Source organism: Actinomadura meyerae (assembly GCF_900188445.1).
In the GTDB taxonomy this organism is placed as follows: Bacteria; Actinomycetota; Actinomycetes; order Streptosporangiales; family Streptosporangiaceae; genus Spirillospora; species Spirillospora meyerae.
Genome location: NZ_FZOR01000061.1, coordinates 1 through 15,208, shown reverse-complemented (window position 1 = coordinate 15,208; position 15,208 = coordinate 1). Strand labels below are relative to the sequence as shown.

At 73.0% G+C, this 15,208-nt stretch carries 18 protein-coding genes; 11 read left to right on the top strand and 7 right to left on the bottom strand.

Translation table 11 applies throughout. From position 1 onward, the window contains the following. Window positions 1-136: 136 nt before the first annotated feature. Complete coding sequence (locus CHF16_RS36640) at window positions 137-550, top strand: CU044_2847 family protein (RefSeq protein WP_143228272.1); 414 nt, start codon at window positions 137-139, stop codon at window positions 548-550. Between the two features lie 144 nt (window positions 551-694). Here CHF16_RS36640 and CHF16_RS36635 read toward each other — a convergent pair whose 3' ends face one another. Beyond that, window positions 695-1,039 carry a DUF5713 family protein gene (locus CHF16_RS36635; RefSeq protein ID WP_218827011.1) on the bottom strand — a complete coding sequence of 115 codons (345 nt, stop codon included), beginning with the start codon at window positions 1,037-1,039 and terminating at the stop codon, window positions 695-697. 149 nt (window positions 1,040-1,188) lie between these two features. Here CHF16_RS36635 and CHF16_RS36630 point away from each other — a divergent pair, with 149 nt between their 5' ends. The 3 genes from CHF16_RS36630 to CHF16_RS36625 all read left to right on the top strand — a co-directional run bounded on the left by CHF16_RS36630 (window position 1,189) and on the right by CHF16_RS36625 (window position 3,357). Continuing rightward, on the top strand, window positions 1,189-1,899 hold the full coding sequence (locus CHF16_RS36630) for an enoyl-CoA hydratase/isomerase family protein (protein ID WP_218827010.1): 711 nt from the start codon (window positions 1,189-1,191) through the stop codon (window positions 1,897-1,899). Continuing rightward, complete coding sequence (locus tag CHF16_RS41075; RefSeq protein WP_218827009.1) at window positions 1,900-2,061, top strand: hypothetical protein; 162 nt, start codon at window positions 1,900-1,902, stop codon at window positions 2,059-2,061. Between the two features lie 102 nt (window positions 2,062-2,163). Then, on the top strand, window positions 2,164-3,357 hold the full coding sequence (locus tag CHF16_RS36625) for an MFS transporter (RefSeq protein ID WP_089330778.1): 1,194 nt from the start codon (window positions 2,164-2,166) through the stop codon (window positions 3,355-3,357). Here the strand turns inward: CHF16_RS36625 and CHF16_RS36620 are convergent. Further along, complete coding sequence (locus tag CHF16_RS36620) at window positions 3,244-4,089, bottom strand: AraC family transcriptional regulator (protein ID WP_089330777.1); 846 nt, start codon at window positions 4,087-4,089, stop codon at window positions 3,244-3,246. The two genes, CHF16_RS36625 and CHF16_RS36620, sit on opposite strands and share 114 nt — an antisense overlap. A 224-nt stretch (window positions 4,090-4,313) precedes the next feature. On the opposite strand from CHF16_RS36620, the gene CHF16_RS36615 reads away from it, so the two are divergent. Together CHF16_RS36615 and CHF16_RS36610 are read left to right on the top strand one after the other, a co-directional pair. Next, complete coding sequence (locus CHF16_RS36615) at window positions 4,314-4,616, top strand: ArsR/SmtB family transcription factor (protein ID WP_179271876.1); 303 nt, start codon at window positions 4,314-4,316, stop codon at window positions 4,614-4,616. Next, complete coding sequence (locus CHF16_RS36610; protein WP_218827008.1) at window positions 4,606-5,130, top strand: YbaK/EbsC family protein; 525 nt, start codon at window positions 4,606-4,608, stop codon at window positions 5,128-5,130. The genes CHF16_RS36615 and CHF16_RS36610 overlap by 11 nt, the downstream gene beginning before the upstream one ends. Window positions 5,131-5,235: 105 nt before the next feature. Here the strand turns inward: CHF16_RS36610 and CHF16_RS36605 are convergent, their stop codons facing one another. The 4 genes from CHF16_RS36605 to CHF16_RS36590 form a co-directional block, all read right to left on the bottom strand. Then, on the bottom strand, window positions 5,236-5,961 hold the full coding sequence (locus CHF16_RS36605; RefSeq protein WP_218827007.1) for an NUDIX domain-containing protein: 726 nt from the start codon (window positions 5,959-5,961) through the stop codon (window positions 5,236-5,238). A 271-nt stretch (window positions 5,962-6,232) separates the two neighbouring features. Then, window positions 6,233-6,826: a TetR/AcrR family transcriptional regulator gene (locus tag CHF16_RS36600; protein WP_089330776.1), complete on the bottom strand. Its 594-nt coding sequence runs from the start codon at window positions 6,824-6,826 to the stop codon at window positions 6,233-6,235. A gap of 53 nt (window positions 6,827-6,879) precedes the next feature. After that, entirely contained in the window at window positions 6,880-7,614 is a 735-nt protein-coding gene (locus CHF16_RS36595; protein ID WP_089330775.1) for an ABC transporter ATP-binding protein, read from the bottom strand. Further along, entirely contained in the window at window positions 7,611-8,741 is a 1,131-nt protein-coding gene (locus tag CHF16_RS36590; RefSeq protein WP_089330799.1) for an ABC transporter permease, read from the bottom strand. The genes CHF16_RS36595 and CHF16_RS36590 overlap by 4 nt, the downstream gene beginning before the upstream one ends. A gap of 220 nt (window positions 8,742-8,961) precedes the next feature. Here CHF16_RS36590 and CHF16_RS36585 point away from each other — a divergent pair, with 220 nt between their 5' ends. After that, window positions 8,962-9,354 carry a YkvA family protein gene (locus tag CHF16_RS36585; RefSeq protein ID WP_089330774.1) on the top strand — a complete coding sequence of 131 codons (393 nt, stop codon included), beginning with the start codon at window positions 8,962-8,964 and terminating at the stop codon, window positions 9,352-9,354. A gap of 22 nt (window positions 9,355-9,376) precedes the next feature. Here the strand turns inward: CHF16_RS36585 and CHF16_RS36580 are convergent, their stop codons facing one another. Next, a complete protein-coding gene (locus CHF16_RS36580; protein WP_245869758.1) occupies window positions 9,377-10,369 on the bottom strand; it encodes a GlxA family transcriptional regulator in 993 nt (330 codons plus the stop codon). 163 nt (window positions 10,370-10,532) lie between these two features. Here CHF16_RS36580 and CHF16_RS36575 point away from each other — a divergent pair, with 163 nt between their 5' ends. Genes CHF16_RS36575 through CHF16_RS36560 form a run of 4 tightly spaced genes read left to right on the top strand, consistent with a single transcriptional unit; the run spans window position 10,533 to window position 14,876 of the window. Continuing rightward, window positions 10,533-11,180, top strand: coding sequence for a dihydrofolate reductase family protein (locus CHF16_RS36575; protein WP_089330772.1), 648 nt, complete (start codon window positions 10,533-10,535; stop codon window positions 11,178-11,180). Then, a complete protein-coding gene (locus CHF16_RS36570; protein ID WP_218827006.1) occupies window positions 11,177-12,190 on the top strand; it encodes a helix-turn-helix domain-containing protein in 1,014 nt (337 codons plus the stop codon). Before CHF16_RS36575 ends, CHF16_RS36570 begins: the two co-directional genes overlap by 4 nt. Then, window positions 12,190-13,638, top strand: coding sequence for a DJ-1/PfpI family protein (locus CHF16_RS36565; protein ID WP_179271875.1), 1,449 nt, complete (start codon window positions 12,190-12,192; stop codon window positions 13,636-13,638). The genes CHF16_RS36570 and CHF16_RS36565 overlap by 1 nt, the downstream gene beginning before the upstream one ends. A 5-nt stretch (window positions 13,639-13,643) precedes the next feature. Beyond that, window positions 13,644-14,876, top strand: coding sequence for a flavin-dependent oxidoreductase (locus tag CHF16_RS36560; protein WP_245869760.1), 1,233 nt, complete (start codon window positions 13,644-13,646; stop codon window positions 14,874-14,876). Window positions 14,877-15,208: the final 332 nt, after the last annotated feature.

The following is a 15,208-nucleotide window of genomic DNA, read 5'->3' as shown; positions in this document are numbered from 1 at the left end:
GCCGGGGCGGCCCGGCCAACGGGGTGGCGGTACGGATAGTGAACGATCTTATGTTCCGTGCCGAACAGGCCAAAAGAACGTGGCCTGTTTGAGATGATTCGGGTAAAAGAGTGAGGCGAGCGAGATGGGTGGGGCCATGGATTCGGTGCTGATGCGCATTCCTCTGCAGGACGGTTCAGACCAGTTCATCGAGGCCGAGGTCGACCCCCTCGGTTTGGAAGACGTCGAACTAGTGGCCGATGATGGGCAGGGGCGCCGGTTCGTTCAAGCCGCAGGCACCTTGGCCGCAGCCTTCGATCACATCGAACCGGCTCTGAGCATGCTCGTCACCCGTCTGCGGGACGCGGCCCGGGCACCCGAGGAGATCACCCTGGGATTCGGCCTGAAGCTCGGCGGCGAGACAGGCCTGGTGTTCGCCAAGGGCAAGAGTGAGGCATCCTTCACCGTATCGGTGACCTGGGCGCGGAACCCTGCGTCGGCACGGGAGCGTGCCGCGGCCCGCCCTCCGGCCGAAGAGGCGGCGGAGGCTGAGGAGGCCCCTGATCAGTAAGCTTGCTTCCTCAGATCAAGCCGCGCACCACGGACATCTCGTCCGCCGATCATGTCGCTGACCGGGGCGTCTCTTCCAGGCCGCCTTCCGCGCGCGTGCGAGGGGCGACCGCCTACCTGCGACGCTTCGCCCGGTGTGGTGGTGTCACCATTCCCGGGGGGCGATCAGCTCCTCGATGTCGGCCTCGTCGAAGCCGTAGGCGGTGGCGACGAACCAGAACTCCTCCCCGATCAGGTCGCGGGCGACCGTCTCGATCTCGCTGCCGGCCGCGTCGAACTCCGCCTCCAGCGCGTTAAAGTCCTCGGTCGCGGCGTGCGTCAGCGCGTAGAGCTCCGCGAGATCGGCGGGCCGGCCGGCCTCGATCCGCCCGCACAGCCCGAGCAGGATCGCCTTGGCCTTGTCGACGAGGTGATCGGGGAAGTACCCGTCGTCGTACATGCGGGTGAGGAACTTGTGCCCGAGCACCTTCTGATTCGTCACAGCCACCATGTCCACTCCTCCGCCTGACGTGTGTCGTGTCCGGCTCATACTTCACCGCGCCACCGACAACGCCGGGCTGTCGAAGGCGTCGCACAGCGCGGTCAGTACTGTGTCGCGATTGGTGCGATGTCTCTCGCCCGCTGACCGCAAGGAGCCCGATGCTGACCGATGGCGCCGCCTACCTGCGCGACACCCCCGCTTCCGGCCGGACGATCCGGGTGGAGGAGCCCGCGCCGGGCGTCCGGCTGCTCACCCTCGACCGCGAGCACCGGCTCAACGCCATGTCCGGCGAGCTGGTCAAGGATCTGCACGCGGCGCTCGACGCCGTCGCCGCGGACGACGACTGCCGGGCCGTCGTCCTCACCGGCGCGGGACGCGCGTTCTGCGCCGGCCTCGACCTGTACGAGCCCCCGACCCGCGACACCGCCGCACCGTCCTCGGACGACGAGGCGGCGCGCCGGACGAGCCCGCAGGCGCGGCTGCACGTCCAGCAGGCCATCGCCTCGCTGGTCCCGAAGCTTCGCAACCTGCGCCAGCCGGTCATCTCCGCCGTCAACGGCGCGGCGTCCGGCGGCGGTTTCGCCTTGGCCCTCGCCAGCGACATCCGCATCGCCGCCGCGTCCGCCCGGTTCAACGCGGCCTTCGTCCGGATCGGCCTGTCCGGCTGCGACATCGGCGTCAGCTGGCTGCTGCCCCGCCTGATCGGCGCGAGCCTCTCCCACGAGCTGCTGCTCACCGGCCGCTTCATGGACGCCGACGAAGCGCTGCGCGCCGGCCTGGTCAGCCGCGTCGTCGAGGACGGCACGGTGGTGGATGCGGCCCTGGAGACCGCCGCGCTCATCTGCGCCAACAGCCCCATGGGCGTGTGAATGACCAAGGAGGTCGCCTGGAGCCAGCTGGAGGTCGGCAGCCTCCAGGCGGGCATCGACCTGGAGAACCGCACACAGATCCTCACCTCCTACACCCGCGACCACACCGAGCAGATCACGTCGTTCCTGGAGCGGCGCGCCCCGGACTACACCGACTCCTGACGGCCGCCCCGGGGGAGCGCGTGCCGCGCGGACCGGTCAGACGATCAACCGTGCGCGTCACGCGATCAACCGCGGCGGCGCGGACGCGGTGAGGCTGGACGCATGTCAACGCCTCAGTCCTCCCCGCCGTCCACCGGCGCTCCGCCCGAGCCCCCGGAACCGTCCGGAGGCCGGACGAACTGGTCACCGATCGTCGCGCTCGCGGCCGGGATCGCGGTGCTCGTCGCCAGCGAGTTCCTGCCGGCGAGCGTGCTGCCCGCGATGGCCGCCGACCTCGGGCTCAGCGAGGGCACCGCCGGCCTGGCGGTCGCGGCGACCGCGGTCGCGGGCGCGGTCACCGCCCCCAGCATCGCGGTGCTGCTGCCGCGGACCGACCGGCGCACCGTCCTCACCGGGCTGCTGGTCGCGGCGGCCGTCTCCAACCTGGCGGTGGCGGTCGCCCCCGGGTTCGCCGTCCTGCTCCTCGGCCGGCTCGTCCTCGGCGTCGCCATCGCGGGGTACTGGTCGTTCGCGTTCGGCGCCGGAACCCGCGCCGTGCCGGGACGCGACAGCGTGGTCTCGACGTCCATCGCGCTCGGCGTCACCCTCGCGACCATCGGCGGGGTCCCGCTGGCGTCCCTGCTCGGGGACGCGGTCGGCTGGCGCCTGGTGTTCGGCGTCGCGGCCGCGCTCGGCCTCGTCGCGGCCCTGGCCGTGGCCGTGACGCTGCCGCCGGTACCCCCGCACCCGGCCGCCGGGATGGCGATGCTGCGGGCGGCGCTCGCCAACCGGTGGCTGATGGCGGGGGTGCTGGGCGTGGTCCTGGTCGCGTTCGGCAACTTCGCCGCCTACCCCTTCATCAGGATCGCCGTCGAGGACGTCGACGCGGACGCCACGGTATGGCTGCTGCTGCTCTGGGGCGTCGGCGGGATGGTGGGCAACCTCGCCGCCGGGCGGTTCGCGGGACGGCTGCGCGCGGTGGTGACCGCGGCCCCGCTGCTGCTGGCCGGGGGCCTGCTGGTCACCGCGACCGCGCCGTCCCTGCTCGTGCTGGCCGCGGGCGTCGTCATGTGGGGCGTGGCCTTCAACATGGTCCCGGTCGCCACCCAGCTGTGGGTGACCCGCGTCGAACCCGAGCGGGCCGAGTCGGCCCTGTCGTTGCAGGTCACCGCGTTCCAGGTGGCGATCACGCTGGGGTCGGCGTCAGGAGGCGCGCTCCTGGACGCTCGCGGCGTGCAGGCGGCGTTCCTGTTCGGCACGGCGTTCGCCGCGGCGGCGGGGCTGCTCTTCGCCGCGCTGCGCGTCCCGCGCGGATGACAGCTCCCGCCAGGCCTGCGGCGCGACGCCGTGGTGGGACGAGAACGCCCGGCTGAAGGCGGCTGTGGAGCCGTACCCGACGGCGGACGCAATGTACTCCACAGGACGCGAGGGGTCGCCGAGCAGCCGGCGCGCCTCCCGCATCCGGATCTCCCGGAGCACCTCCGCGGGCCCGCGGCCGAGCGCGCGGCGGAACCGCTCGCCCAGGGCGGAACGCGAAAGGTGGACCAGGCGGGCCATCCCCTCGACGGTCCACGGCTCGGCCGGACGGGCGGCCACGGCGGCCACCACCGCGGCGACGGCCTCGTCCGGCGGGCCGGTGTCGGCGCCCTGGTCCTCCTGCCACGAGGTCGTCATCGCCGCGCCGATCAGGTTGCCGTAGCTGGCGGCGAACAGGGTCGGCCGGCACGCGCGTTCGAGCGGGCACTGGGTGACGAGCGCCATGACGCCGCCGTGCCGGGTGCCGAAGCCGCGGACCACCAGCGGGCTCGGCATCCGGCGGACCGGGACGGCCATGCGCAGGTCCCCGACGACGAGGGCGGACTCCCCGTGCCGCGCCGACGCGGTGAGCCGGTAGGCGGTGCGGGCGTCGATGAGGACGGCGTCCCCCTCGGTGAGCGACTGCGTTTCGAACGCCGTCTCGAGCGTGAGCTCGCCCGCCAGTACCAGCGCCCAGAGCGGGGCCGCCGGTTCGGTGAGCACTGCGCCCGCCGGCAGCCGGACGTGGTCCATGCCCGACATCTCCCACGCCGGTTCCGGGGAGGAGGTTCCCGCCTCGTCTGCCCGTGAGATATCCACGATGTTCGCCACGTGAGCTGAAGCACAGACAAGACGGCGGCCTATTCCCGCGGGTCCAGGTTCGGAAGGTGACCGGCACCGGGCCGTCCCGGGCCCCGGTACCGCCGGATCCGCCGCGCGGGTTGACCAGTTAATTAGCTAATTGCCATAATCCCTTCGTGATCGACGTGGACCTGGTCAAGGCACTGGCCAGTGACAAGCGCCTGCAGATCCTGGACTGGCTGCGCGACCCCGAGCGGCACTTCCCGCCGCAGCGCGACGGGGACCTGGTCCGCGACGGCGTCTGCTCGCTGCTGATCGCCGAGAAGCTCGGGGTGAGCCAGCCGACCTGCGGCGCGCATCTGAAGATCCTCAACCGGGCGGGCCTGCTCCGGGCCAAGAAGATCAAGCAATGGGTGTTCTACCGGCGCGATGAGGTCCGCATCGCGGAGATCAAGGAGTCGTTGAGCGGTGACTGGTGAGTACGGCGATGTCGCGGTGTCGGCCCCGCCCCTGCCCCTGTACGACCGCCTGACGGCGGACCTCGACGCCGCGGGGGCGCGCTACCGGCTGATCGACCACGAGCCGGAGGGGCGCACCGACCTGGTCAGCGCGCTGCGCGGGCATGCCGTCGCGCAGGCCGCCAAGTGCCTGATCGTCATGGTCAAGGTCGGCAAGAAGAAGACCCGGTACGTGCTGGCCGTGGTGCCCGGCGACGCCCGGTTGGACCTGCAGGCCGTGCGGGAGCTGCTGGACGGGACCTATGTGACCTTCGCGAGTAAGGACAAGGCCGAGGAACTGGCCGGCAGCCCGAGCGGAACGGTACTGCCGTTCAGCTACCACCCGCGGCTGGAACTCGTCGCGGATCCGGCGCTGCTCGACGTGCCGGAGCTGTTCTTCAACGCCGCCCGGCTTGACCGCTCGATGGCGCTGGCCACCGACGACTACGTGCGCGTGGCGGCGCCCCGGATAGCACCCATCACCGTCCCGGCCTGACCGCCCCCGAATCCGGGCAGTCCGGTGCCGGCAGTCCGATCCGGACCGCGCCTGGCGTTCACCGCCCCGGCGAAGATGCCGCACCGGCGGGGCGTCCGGGCGACGTCAAGCCCAGCCGTGGACGCTGAAGGGTTCACCGCGCGTGATCGCGGCCAGCGCCACCGTGCAGTAGGGGATCAGGTCGTCGGGCGGGTTCACCGGGTCGATCCACAGCGCCTCCGACGCCTTGTCCGGTTCGGCGGCGTACGGTTCGCCCTCCCAGCGGTCGAAGCCGAACCAGTAGTCGCTGAGCGCGTGGCATGGTCCCGGCAGTGTCGCTTCGGTGCGGTGCATGACATGGACGAACCGGGCGTCCCGCTCCCGCAGCCGGACGCCGGTCTCCTCGGCGGCTTCGCGGATCGCGGCTGCCAGCACGTGCTCACCCGGCTCGATCCGTCCGGCGGGAGGGCACAGCCAGCCGTCGCGGTACCCGGTGCCGTCGCGGCGCAGCATCAGCACCCGGCCGTCCCCGCGCCGCAGCAGGACGTGGGGCGCGATGAAGGACCCGTGCCACCCGTTCGCCTCTGGGGTCGCAGCCGGTGGTGCGGCCACCTCGCGTGCGGAAACGATGCCGAGCCGTCCGGCCAGATGGGCCTCGGCCTGGGCGGCGCCGCCCGCCAGATCGACCATGGGCACCGCAGCGGCCAGCATGACGTCGGCGAGCTCGTCCAGGACATCGGTTCGATCCTTGTGGACGCCCTTGCGCGGGTTGCCGCCGGTCATCCCGATGTAGGCCTGGGCAGCCTCACCGACCTCTTCGGCGACCTTCAACACCAGGGTCTGGGTCGGCACCTCGGCCAGGTATCCGGAACGGATGCGAGCGGTGTCAGCCCAGAAGCCGCGGCACGGCTCGGCTGGACCGGGGGCTGGTTCGGCGGTCGTCACGGCGTTGAGCCTAGGCGCCCAGGGAGTGCCCCGTCTCGGCTATCTCGAACATCCGATCGAGCGACTCGCCGGGGCCGGTTCTGGTTCAGGCATCGCGCTCGACGAAGTCGAGGGTGGTCTGGGCGCCCTCCGGCCAGGCGTGGTCGATGGTGAGGGAATGGCCCCGGTCCGGCATGGCTTACCTCGGAGGCGGGTCCGCGGGCAGGAGGTACGGCGCCAGCAGTTCGCGGGCGAGGCGGCGGGCGGCGCGTTCGGCCAGGCCGTCCTCGATCATGCGGCTGAGGGCGTAGACGACCGACTGGATGAGCTCGGCCGTCCGGGCGGGGTCGGACGCGCCGTGGTCGGCGAGGGCCTCGCGGAGCGGCGTCTGGAGCTGGTCGTGGAGGAGCCGGCTGGAGTTGGCCAGCGCGTCGGTGCGGCCCGTGGCCGCGAGGGCGCGGGCCAGGGCATGGTCGCCGCGGGCGACGAGCCGGAGGTTGGCGTAGACGTAGGCCAGGATCCGGTCGCCGGGTGACTTGGCCCTCCCCATCCGCGCCCGGACGAAGGCGGACCAGCGGGGGAAGGTGTCGACGATGAGGGCGTCGAGCAGGTCGTCCCGCGACTTGAAGTAGGCGTACACGCTGGAGCGCGCGAGCCCGGCCCGGCGGGCGACGTCCGCCAGGCCGGGGGCCCGCTCGGCGTCCTCGGACAGCAGGGCGCGGGCCGCGTCGAGCAGTGCGGCCCGCTGCGCGGCCCGGTGCTCCGCGATCGTCGGCGCATCGATCTTCGGCAAGAGGCCCCCTTCCCCCGTGCCCGCCGCACGCGCCGGCCGGCCCCGCCGGCGCGTCAGGCGTGTGCGGTGAGGCGCCCGTCGATCATCTCGTACACCGTGTCGCAGTGTTCGAGCACGTCGTGGTCGTGGGTCACCATGATGGCCGCCACGCCGTGCTGCCGCGACTCGCGGGCGAGCAGGCGGACGATCTCGTGGCTGCGCGCCCGGTCCAGCGCGGCGGTGGGCTCGTCGACGAGCAGCACGCTCGGCCCGGTCATCAGGGCCCGGGCGATGCCGACCCGCTGCCGCTCCCCGCCGGACAGCTGGTGCGGGTACCGGTCGGCCTTGTCCGCCATCCCCACGTCCTCCAGCAGCGCGAGGGGGTCGCGGCCCGAGCGCGCGCGGCGCGGCCGGAGCCGCAGCGGCAGCCGGAGCTGGTCGCGGGCGGTGAGCGCGGGGAGCAGGTTGCCCGACTGGAAGACGAACCCGATCTGCTCGCGCCGCAGCCTCGCCCTGGCCCGGCCGCCGGCGGCCGTGATGTCGAGCCCGGCGACCGTGACCGTGCCCCGGTCCGGGCGGGCGAGCCCGCCGGCGACCGCCAGCAGGCTCGACTTCCCGGAGCCGGACGGGCCGACGACCGCGGCGAGTTCCCCGGGACGCACCGTGAGGTCGACGTCGTCGAGCGCCCGGACGGTCTCCGAGCCGTCGCCGTGCTGGAGGAAGACGCCCTCCATGACCAGTCCCGGGCGGTCGGGCGCGGTCGGGCCGTCCTCGCGCGGGGAGGCCGACGGGGTGGTCTGGCCGGTCATCGGTTTCCTCCAAGGGCGGTGGCCGGGTCGATGGACGCGATGCGGGCGACGGCCGCGCCGGCGCCGGCGAGCCCGAGCAGGACGATCCCCGCGGCGGCGGTCGAGACGCTCGGCGCGCTGAGCGCGAACGGCGCTCCGCCGCCGGTGATGAGCGAGCCGAGACCGACGCCGATCCCCGCGCCGACCGCGACGGAGACGAGCAGCAGGATGAACGCCTGGGTGAGCGCGTCGCGCAGCAGCCACCCCCTCGACGCGCCCATGGCGCGCAGCACGGCGACCTCGTGCTTGCGCTGGATCGCCCAGACGGCGAAGAACGCCCCGACGACCAGTGCGGAGATGGCGTACAGGAACCCCTGGATGAGCTGCAGCGTCGACGTCTCGGCGGTGTAGCCGGGGGAGGCGCCGTAGGACTGCTCCAGCGTCAGGCTCTCGGTGCCGGCGGCGCTGTCCCCGGCGCTGAGATCCACCGAGGCTCCGGGCTTCGCACGCACGGCCACCGCGGTGATGTCCTGAGCGGCGCGCGCGGGCACCGGGTCGCCCGGCCCCGCCCCGGCCTTGACCCGCTGCCAGGTCGCCAGGGGCACGTAGGCCACGTCGACATGTCCGAAGGTGTCCTGCCGCGGGGTCGCTCCGACCACCCGCAGCTTCGTCCCGAGGCGGTCGACGGTGATCGTGTCGCCGACGCGCAGGCCGGCGTCCAGGGCCGTGGCGCTGACGACGATGCCGTCCGGGCCGTTGAGCCGCGAGCCCTCGCCCACCTCGGGGGACAGGAACGAGTCCGTCTCCACTCCGAACAGGGCGAGGTCGATGTCCACGCCCCGGTCGCTCTTGGCGTTGATGAGCGTGTTGCCGAAGGGCGCCGCCTCGGCCACGCCCGGACGGCTCCGCCAGGAGTCCACGGCGGACACGTCCACCACGCTCCGGGAGAAGGCGGAGTCGTGCTGGACGCCGCGCTCGAACGCGAAGGACGTGACGGGCAGGTGCTGCAGCCCGGACACACCGTCCCTGACCAGCCCCACCGACAGCCCGGACAGCATGACCATGAGGACCGCGATCAGCCCCACCACGGCGCCCATCAGCCCGAACCGGACCTTGGCGAACCGCAGTTCGCGAAGTGCGAGGAACATCAGCCCCACATCCGCGTTTTTGTCGACATCATGTCGACAAGATAGCAACGCCGTGTCGAGAACCGCCGCCGGGTCCCCCGATTGCCCCCAGGGGGAGTGAAGGCCGCCCCACCGGACGGCGCCCCCGCCGCCCGACCGCGCAAGGGTTTTCGCGCTTGCGGGGCCGACTGAAACGGTCCGGGACGGCAATACCGGAGGACACGTCCCCCCGGAGGTGCGCATGGTCTGGCTCGGAGTCGTACTCGTCGTGGCGGGTGCCGTCCCGGCACTCACCGTGGACGGTGACCTGGGCGGTGTCGACGTCACCGTGGCGGGAGCCGCGGTGGTGGCCGTCGGCGCGGTCCTGCTGATAGCGGGCATCCTGCGGCTGCGCGGGCGCCGCCGCCGCGGCGGGCCGGCGGGCGCGGCCGCGCAGGCGTACTACCGGACGGCCACCGGCAAGATCGTCGCGATGGTGGTCGCGGTGGTCTACATCGTCTCCCCGGTCGATCTGATCCCGGACGTCTTCCTGCCGTTCGGCGTCGTCGACGACGCCACCGCCCTCACCTGGCTGCTCTTCGCGCTCGGCCAGGAGTACACGCGACGGTCCCGCGCGGACCGCCGCGCCCCCTGATGCTCCCGGCCGCGACCCCCGCTCAGGGCCTTCGGGCGGCGTTCTCTCCCGCCCGCCGCGCCGAGTGGTTCGCGCGGTAGCGCGAGGGCGCGATGCCGTACTGGTCGACGAAGGCCTGGCGGAGCGTCTCGGCCGTCCCGAACCCGCACCGCCGTGCCACGCTCGCGACCGGGTGCGTCGTCGTCGCCAGCAGTTGCGCGGCCGCTTCGGTGCGGGCCTTGCGGACGTAGCGGCCCGGAGTGTGGGCGAGGTGCTGGAGGAACAGCCGGGTGAGGTGGCGCTCGCTCACCCCCGCCAGCCTGGCCAGGGCGGCGGTGCTCAGGTCGCCGTCGAGGTTGCCGGCGACGTGGTCGGTGACCTGCCGGACGATCCCGTACTCGGGCTGCGGCGCGGCGGCGACGAACATGCTCATCTGCGCCTGGTCGCCCGGCCGCTGCAGGTAGGTCACGACCAGCTGCGCCACCCCGCGCGCGAGTTCCGGCCCGTGGTCGTCCTGGATGAACGACAGCGTCAGGTCGAGTGCGCTGGTGACGCCCGCCGAGGTGGTGACGCCGCCGTCGCGGATGTAGATCGGCTCGGGGTCGAAGGCGACCTCCGGGTACTGCGCGGCGATCTGGTCGGCCCACATCCAGTGGGTGGCGGCGCGCCTGCCGTCGAGCAGGCCGGCCGCGGCGAGCACGGCGGAGCCGGTGCAGACGGACGCGACCCGCCGGCTCTCCCCGGCCAGCCGGCGCACATGGCCGACGAGGCGGGGGTCGGCCGCGGCCTCCCGGTAGCCCAGCCCGCCCGACACGATCAGCGTGTCGAGGGGGCCCTTGAGCCGTTCGAGCGCCTCCTGCCCCTGCACCGTCATCCCGTCGGTGCAGGTGATCGCCCGTCCTCCGGGGGTGGCCAGGACCACCCGGTACGGCGGGGTGGCGCCCCAGTTCGCCTCGCTCAGCGTCGATGTCACGCAGGCGATGTCGAGTAGTTGGGCCCGGTCGTATCCGACGACCACCATCAGCCGCTCGTCCACCCTCGGGACCCTATGCCGCCGCGACAGGAGTACCAAGTATTCGGACATCATCCCCCCGTTCCGTTGCCGTCCGCGCTCAGGCCCCTCAGGGTGGGGGCAGAGAGGGACGGCGTCCGTCACGTGCGGAGGCCGGCCGGGGGTCCGATCTCGAAGGAGCACGGTGATGTCCGAACTTCGTGTGCACAATTTCTCGATCTCGCTCGACGGCTTCGCCACGGGCGCCGGGCAGGCCCCGGACGCGCCGTTCGGCCACGCCGGTGAACGCCTGCACGAGTGGATGTTCGCCACCCGGTTCTGGCACCGGATGGGCGGTGGGTCGGGCGGGAGCACGGGCGCGGACCACGCCCTCGCCGCGCTGCACGGTGCGGGGATCGGCGCCGAGATCATGGGTGCGGGCAAGTTCGGCCCGCCCGGCTGGCAGGACGACCCCGGGTACCGGGGCGCGTGGGGCGCCGACCCGCCGTTCCACACCCCGGTCTTCGTGCTCACGCACCGGCCGCGGCCGTCGATCGAGATGGAGGGCGGCACCACCTTCCACTTCCTGGACGCCCCGCCCGCCGAGGCGCTGGAGCGGGCCCGCGAGGCGGCCGGCGGCCTGGACGTGCGACTGGGCGGTGGGCCCTCGGTGGTCCGCGACTTCCTCGCCGAGGGACTCGTCGACCACATGCACGTGGTGCAGGTGCCGATGGTGCTCGGCCGCGGCGTCCGGCTCTGGGACGGCCTGGAGTCGCTGGAGGAGGCGTTCGACATCGAGGCGGTCTCGACGCCCTCGGGCGTCACCCATCTGACGTTCACGGCCAGGAGGCGGTGACCGTGCGCACCGCCGGCATGAAAGTGATCAGGACCACAGACGTCCCGGCGGGGGAGCGGTTCGCCTTCTGGCATGAACTGCACTCCAAGTTATGGGCGCCCTACGACCTGCGCTGCGATCCGCGGCTGAGGCACCGGTTCCAGGCCCAGGTCGGGATCAGCGACTTCGGGCCCGTCCAGGCGACGCTGATCACCACGATGCCGCACTCGGTCCATCGCACGCCCGAACTCGTCCGCCGGTCCGATCCCGAGGTGTTCAAGCTGGGCTGCTTCGTGCGGGGCGCCGGCATGAAGGAGCAGGACGGCCGGAGCGTGGAGATGAGGGTCGGGGATCTGATGCTCTACGACACGTCGCGTCCTTACCTGTGCGGATTCGTACCGGACATCCCGGAGAGCCAGGTACTGCTGCTGCGGTTCCCGCGCACGCTGCTGCCCTTCCCCGAGCCGGAATTGCGCCGGCTGACCGAGGACTGCATCCCGGGCGACCGGGGTGTCGGCGCGCTCTCCTCGCAGTTCATGCTGCAACTGGCCCGGCACCTGGACGAGCTCAGCCCGGCCGAGACCGCCCGGCTGTCCGTGCTGGCCATCGACGTGCTGACCGCGGCGCTCGGCAACGCGCTGGACCGCCGGGGCGCGGTGCCGGCCCCGACGCGGCGGCGGGCGCTGACGGCCCGGATCCACGCCTTCATCCAGGCGAACCTGGGCGACGCGGACCTGACTCCGTCCGCCGTCGCCGAAGCGCACCACATCTCCCTGCGCTACCTGCACAAGCTGTTCCAGCAAAACGGGCACACGGTCGCCGGCTGGATCCGCGCGCGCCGCCTGGAGCGGTGCCATCGCGACCTGGCCGACCCCGGCCTGGCGGCGCGCCCGATCAACGCGATCGCGGCTCGCTGGGGGTTCACCAGCCCGGCGCATTTCAGCCAGGCGTTCCGCAGCGCCTACGGCCTTTCGCCGCGCCAGTTCCGCCAGGAATGCGCCACGGCGCACACGCCTGGACAGGTGACGTGATGCGAAAGGGACGCGGCGCCCGGGTCCTGCGGGTTCTCGGCCGTGTACTCGCGGTTCTCCTGGCCTTGTTCCTCGTCCCGGGCGCGGAGTTCCTCATCAGCGCGCGGAGTTTCGCCTCCTACCGGTACGCGCCGCCCGCTGCCGACAGCGTCCCCGCGGTGGCTCCGCCCGAGCACGTCCCGGGCAGGCCCACCGTGGCGGTCGTGGTCGGCAACGCCGGCGCCAATGTGGCCGACGCGCTCGTCCCCTACGACGTGCTGGCGAGCACAGGCAGGTTCAACGTCTACACGGTCGCGCCCGAACGCCGCCCTCTGCCGCTGCTCGGAGGGTTGGACCTGGTCCCGGACCTGGACTTCGCGCAACTGAGCCGGCGGCTGGGCGGCAGGGCGCCGGACGTCACCGTGGTGCCGGAGATGCCGTCCGACGAGGAGAGCGATCGCCGCGTCATCGAGTGGCTTCGGGGTACCGCGAGCCGCGGGCTGGTGCTGAGCGTGTGCACCGGAGCCCGGCTGGTCGCCGACGCCGGTCTCCTCGACGGCCGCGAGGCCACCACGCACTGGTACCGGCTCTCCGGCCTGGAGGAGGCCCACCCCGCTGTGCGGTGGCGGCGCGGAGTCCGCTACCTCGACGCGGGGAACGTGATCAGCACGGGCGGGCTGCTGTCCTCGGTGGACGGGTCGCTGCGCGTGATCGAGCGGCTGGTCGGCACGGGCGCCGCCGCCGCGGCCGCCCGGTCCGCCGGCTGGAGCCACTACTCTCCCGGTGCGCCCGCGCGCATGCCCGAATCCCGGCTGTCGCCGTCCGACGCGCTCGTGCACGTGCTCAACCTCGGCTACCGGTCGAGGACGACCAAGGTGGGGGTGGTGCTCACCGATGGCGTCGGGGAACTGGAACTCGCTTCGGTGTTCAGCCCGTACGCCGAGGTCAAGGCCGTCCGGACGGTCGCGATCGCGTCCGCGGACACCGTGCGCTCGCGTCACGGGCTGACCTTCCTGCCGCGGGAGCGCCTCGCCGGCGCGGGAGACGGCATCGACCGGCTGATGGTCCCGGGCGGCGCGGCCGCGGCCGAGCGCGACCCGGGGATCGCGGCCGCCGCCCGCCGCGCGGGCGTCCCGCTGGAGTACCCGCACCGGCGGCCTGGCTTCGCCTTCGACCCGGTGCTCGATTCCATGGCCCGCACGCTGGACAGGCCCACGGCCGGCTGGACGCGCAAGATCCTCGAGTACCCCGCCGCGGAACCCGGCCCGTCCGGCCCGAGCTGGCCGTGGAGGCCCACCCTGCGCCTCTCGCTCCTCGCCCTGGCCGGGGTGGCCGCGCTGGTCCTCGTCCGCCTCACCGCGCGGCTCATCACGACCGGTTCGCTCCGCCCGGGAACCGGCGGCCGGCGGACCCCTGGATCGCCGGGCGGTGGCCGTGGCAGCCTCGACGGGGACGAGGAGAAGCCGTGAACGTGATGATCGTGGGAGCCGGCATCGGCGGGCTGTTCACCGCCCTGCGCCTGCACGCCGAGGGCATCGGCTGCGTGGTCTACGAGCGCGGCGAGCGGATCCGCGAGCTCGGGGTGGGCATCAACGCGCTGCCGTTCGCCGTCCGGGAGCTGGGCGCGGTGGGGCTGCTGGACCGGCTGGACGAGATCGGCGTGCGCACCGGCGAGCTGGTCTACGCCCACCGGCTGGGGCAGGAGATCATGCGCAGACCGTGCGGGCGGGCCGCCGGTTTCGCGCACCCGCAGATCAGCGTGCACCGCGGCCGGCTGCAGGGCCTGCTCCACCGCGCGGTCGTGGAGAGGCTGGGCGCGGACGCGGTGCGCACCGGCCACCGCCTGGTCGGCTTCGAGCAGGACGCCGAGGCCGTGACCGCCCGGTTCGCCGACGGCTCGCAGGCGCGCGCGGACGTCCTGGTCGGCGCCGACGGCATCCACTCGGCGACCCGGGCGGCCCTGTTCCCCGGCGAGGGACCGCCGCGCTGGAGCGGCATGATGACCTGGCGCGGCGCCACCGAGTGGCCCGCGTTCGGCACCGGGCGGACCATGGTGATCCTCGGCGGCAACGCCGCCAAGCTGGTCGTGTACCCGATCGGGACGGGCACGGCGCCCGGCACCAGGCTGACCAACTGGGCCATGGCCGTCCGGACCGGCCGCCCCGGCGACCCGCCGCCCGACGAGCAGGACTGGACGCGTCCCGCCGACCCCGCGGACCTGGCCGCGCACGTCGGGCGCTTCACCTGCGACCTCTTCGACCATGCCGCCATGATCGAGTCCACCCGGGACCGGATCGCGTTCCCCATGTGCGACCGCGACCCCCTGCCCGGCTGGACGCGCGGCCGGGTCACCCTGCTGGGCGACGCCGCCCACCCCATGTACCCGATGGGCTCCAACGGCGCAGGCCAGGCCGTCCTGGACGCGGTGAACCTCAGCGCCCACCTGGCGAACCACGCCGACCCCGGCCGGGCGCTGCTCGCCTACGAGCGCGACCGCCTCCCGGCCACCACCCAGATCGTCCTCCGCAACCGGCTCGGCGGCCCGGAGCAGGTCATCGAGGAGGTCGAACGCCGTGCCCCGGAGGGGTTCGAGCGCATCGAGGACGTGATCACCCCCGCCGAGCTGGAGGCCATCGTGGCCGGCTACACCCGGGCCTCCGGGGGAGACCGCGACAGGGCGGACCGGGCGGACCGGTCGGGCGGCTGAGGCCCGCGCCGCCGTCCCGGAACCGGCACGGCGCGGCGGGCACGCCAGGGCGCGCCTTCACCCCGAGTCAGAGATAACCATAATGATGGATTGCTCGATAATTGACAATCCGTCCAACGAATGAGCAGGTCAGAGCGCCGCCCCTTTGAAGCTTATTGACTCTAACCATCATGATGGTTAGAGTCGGGCCGCCGGTAACCGCCCGGTGCCCGCCGCGTCCGCCGCCGACGCGGGTCAAGCGAGGAGTGCCATGCCGAAGATCTCGATCAGTAGCCCGAACGCGCCCAAGGTCGGTTTCTCGGCCGGGACCGTGCCTCCGCTGTCGCAGGCGA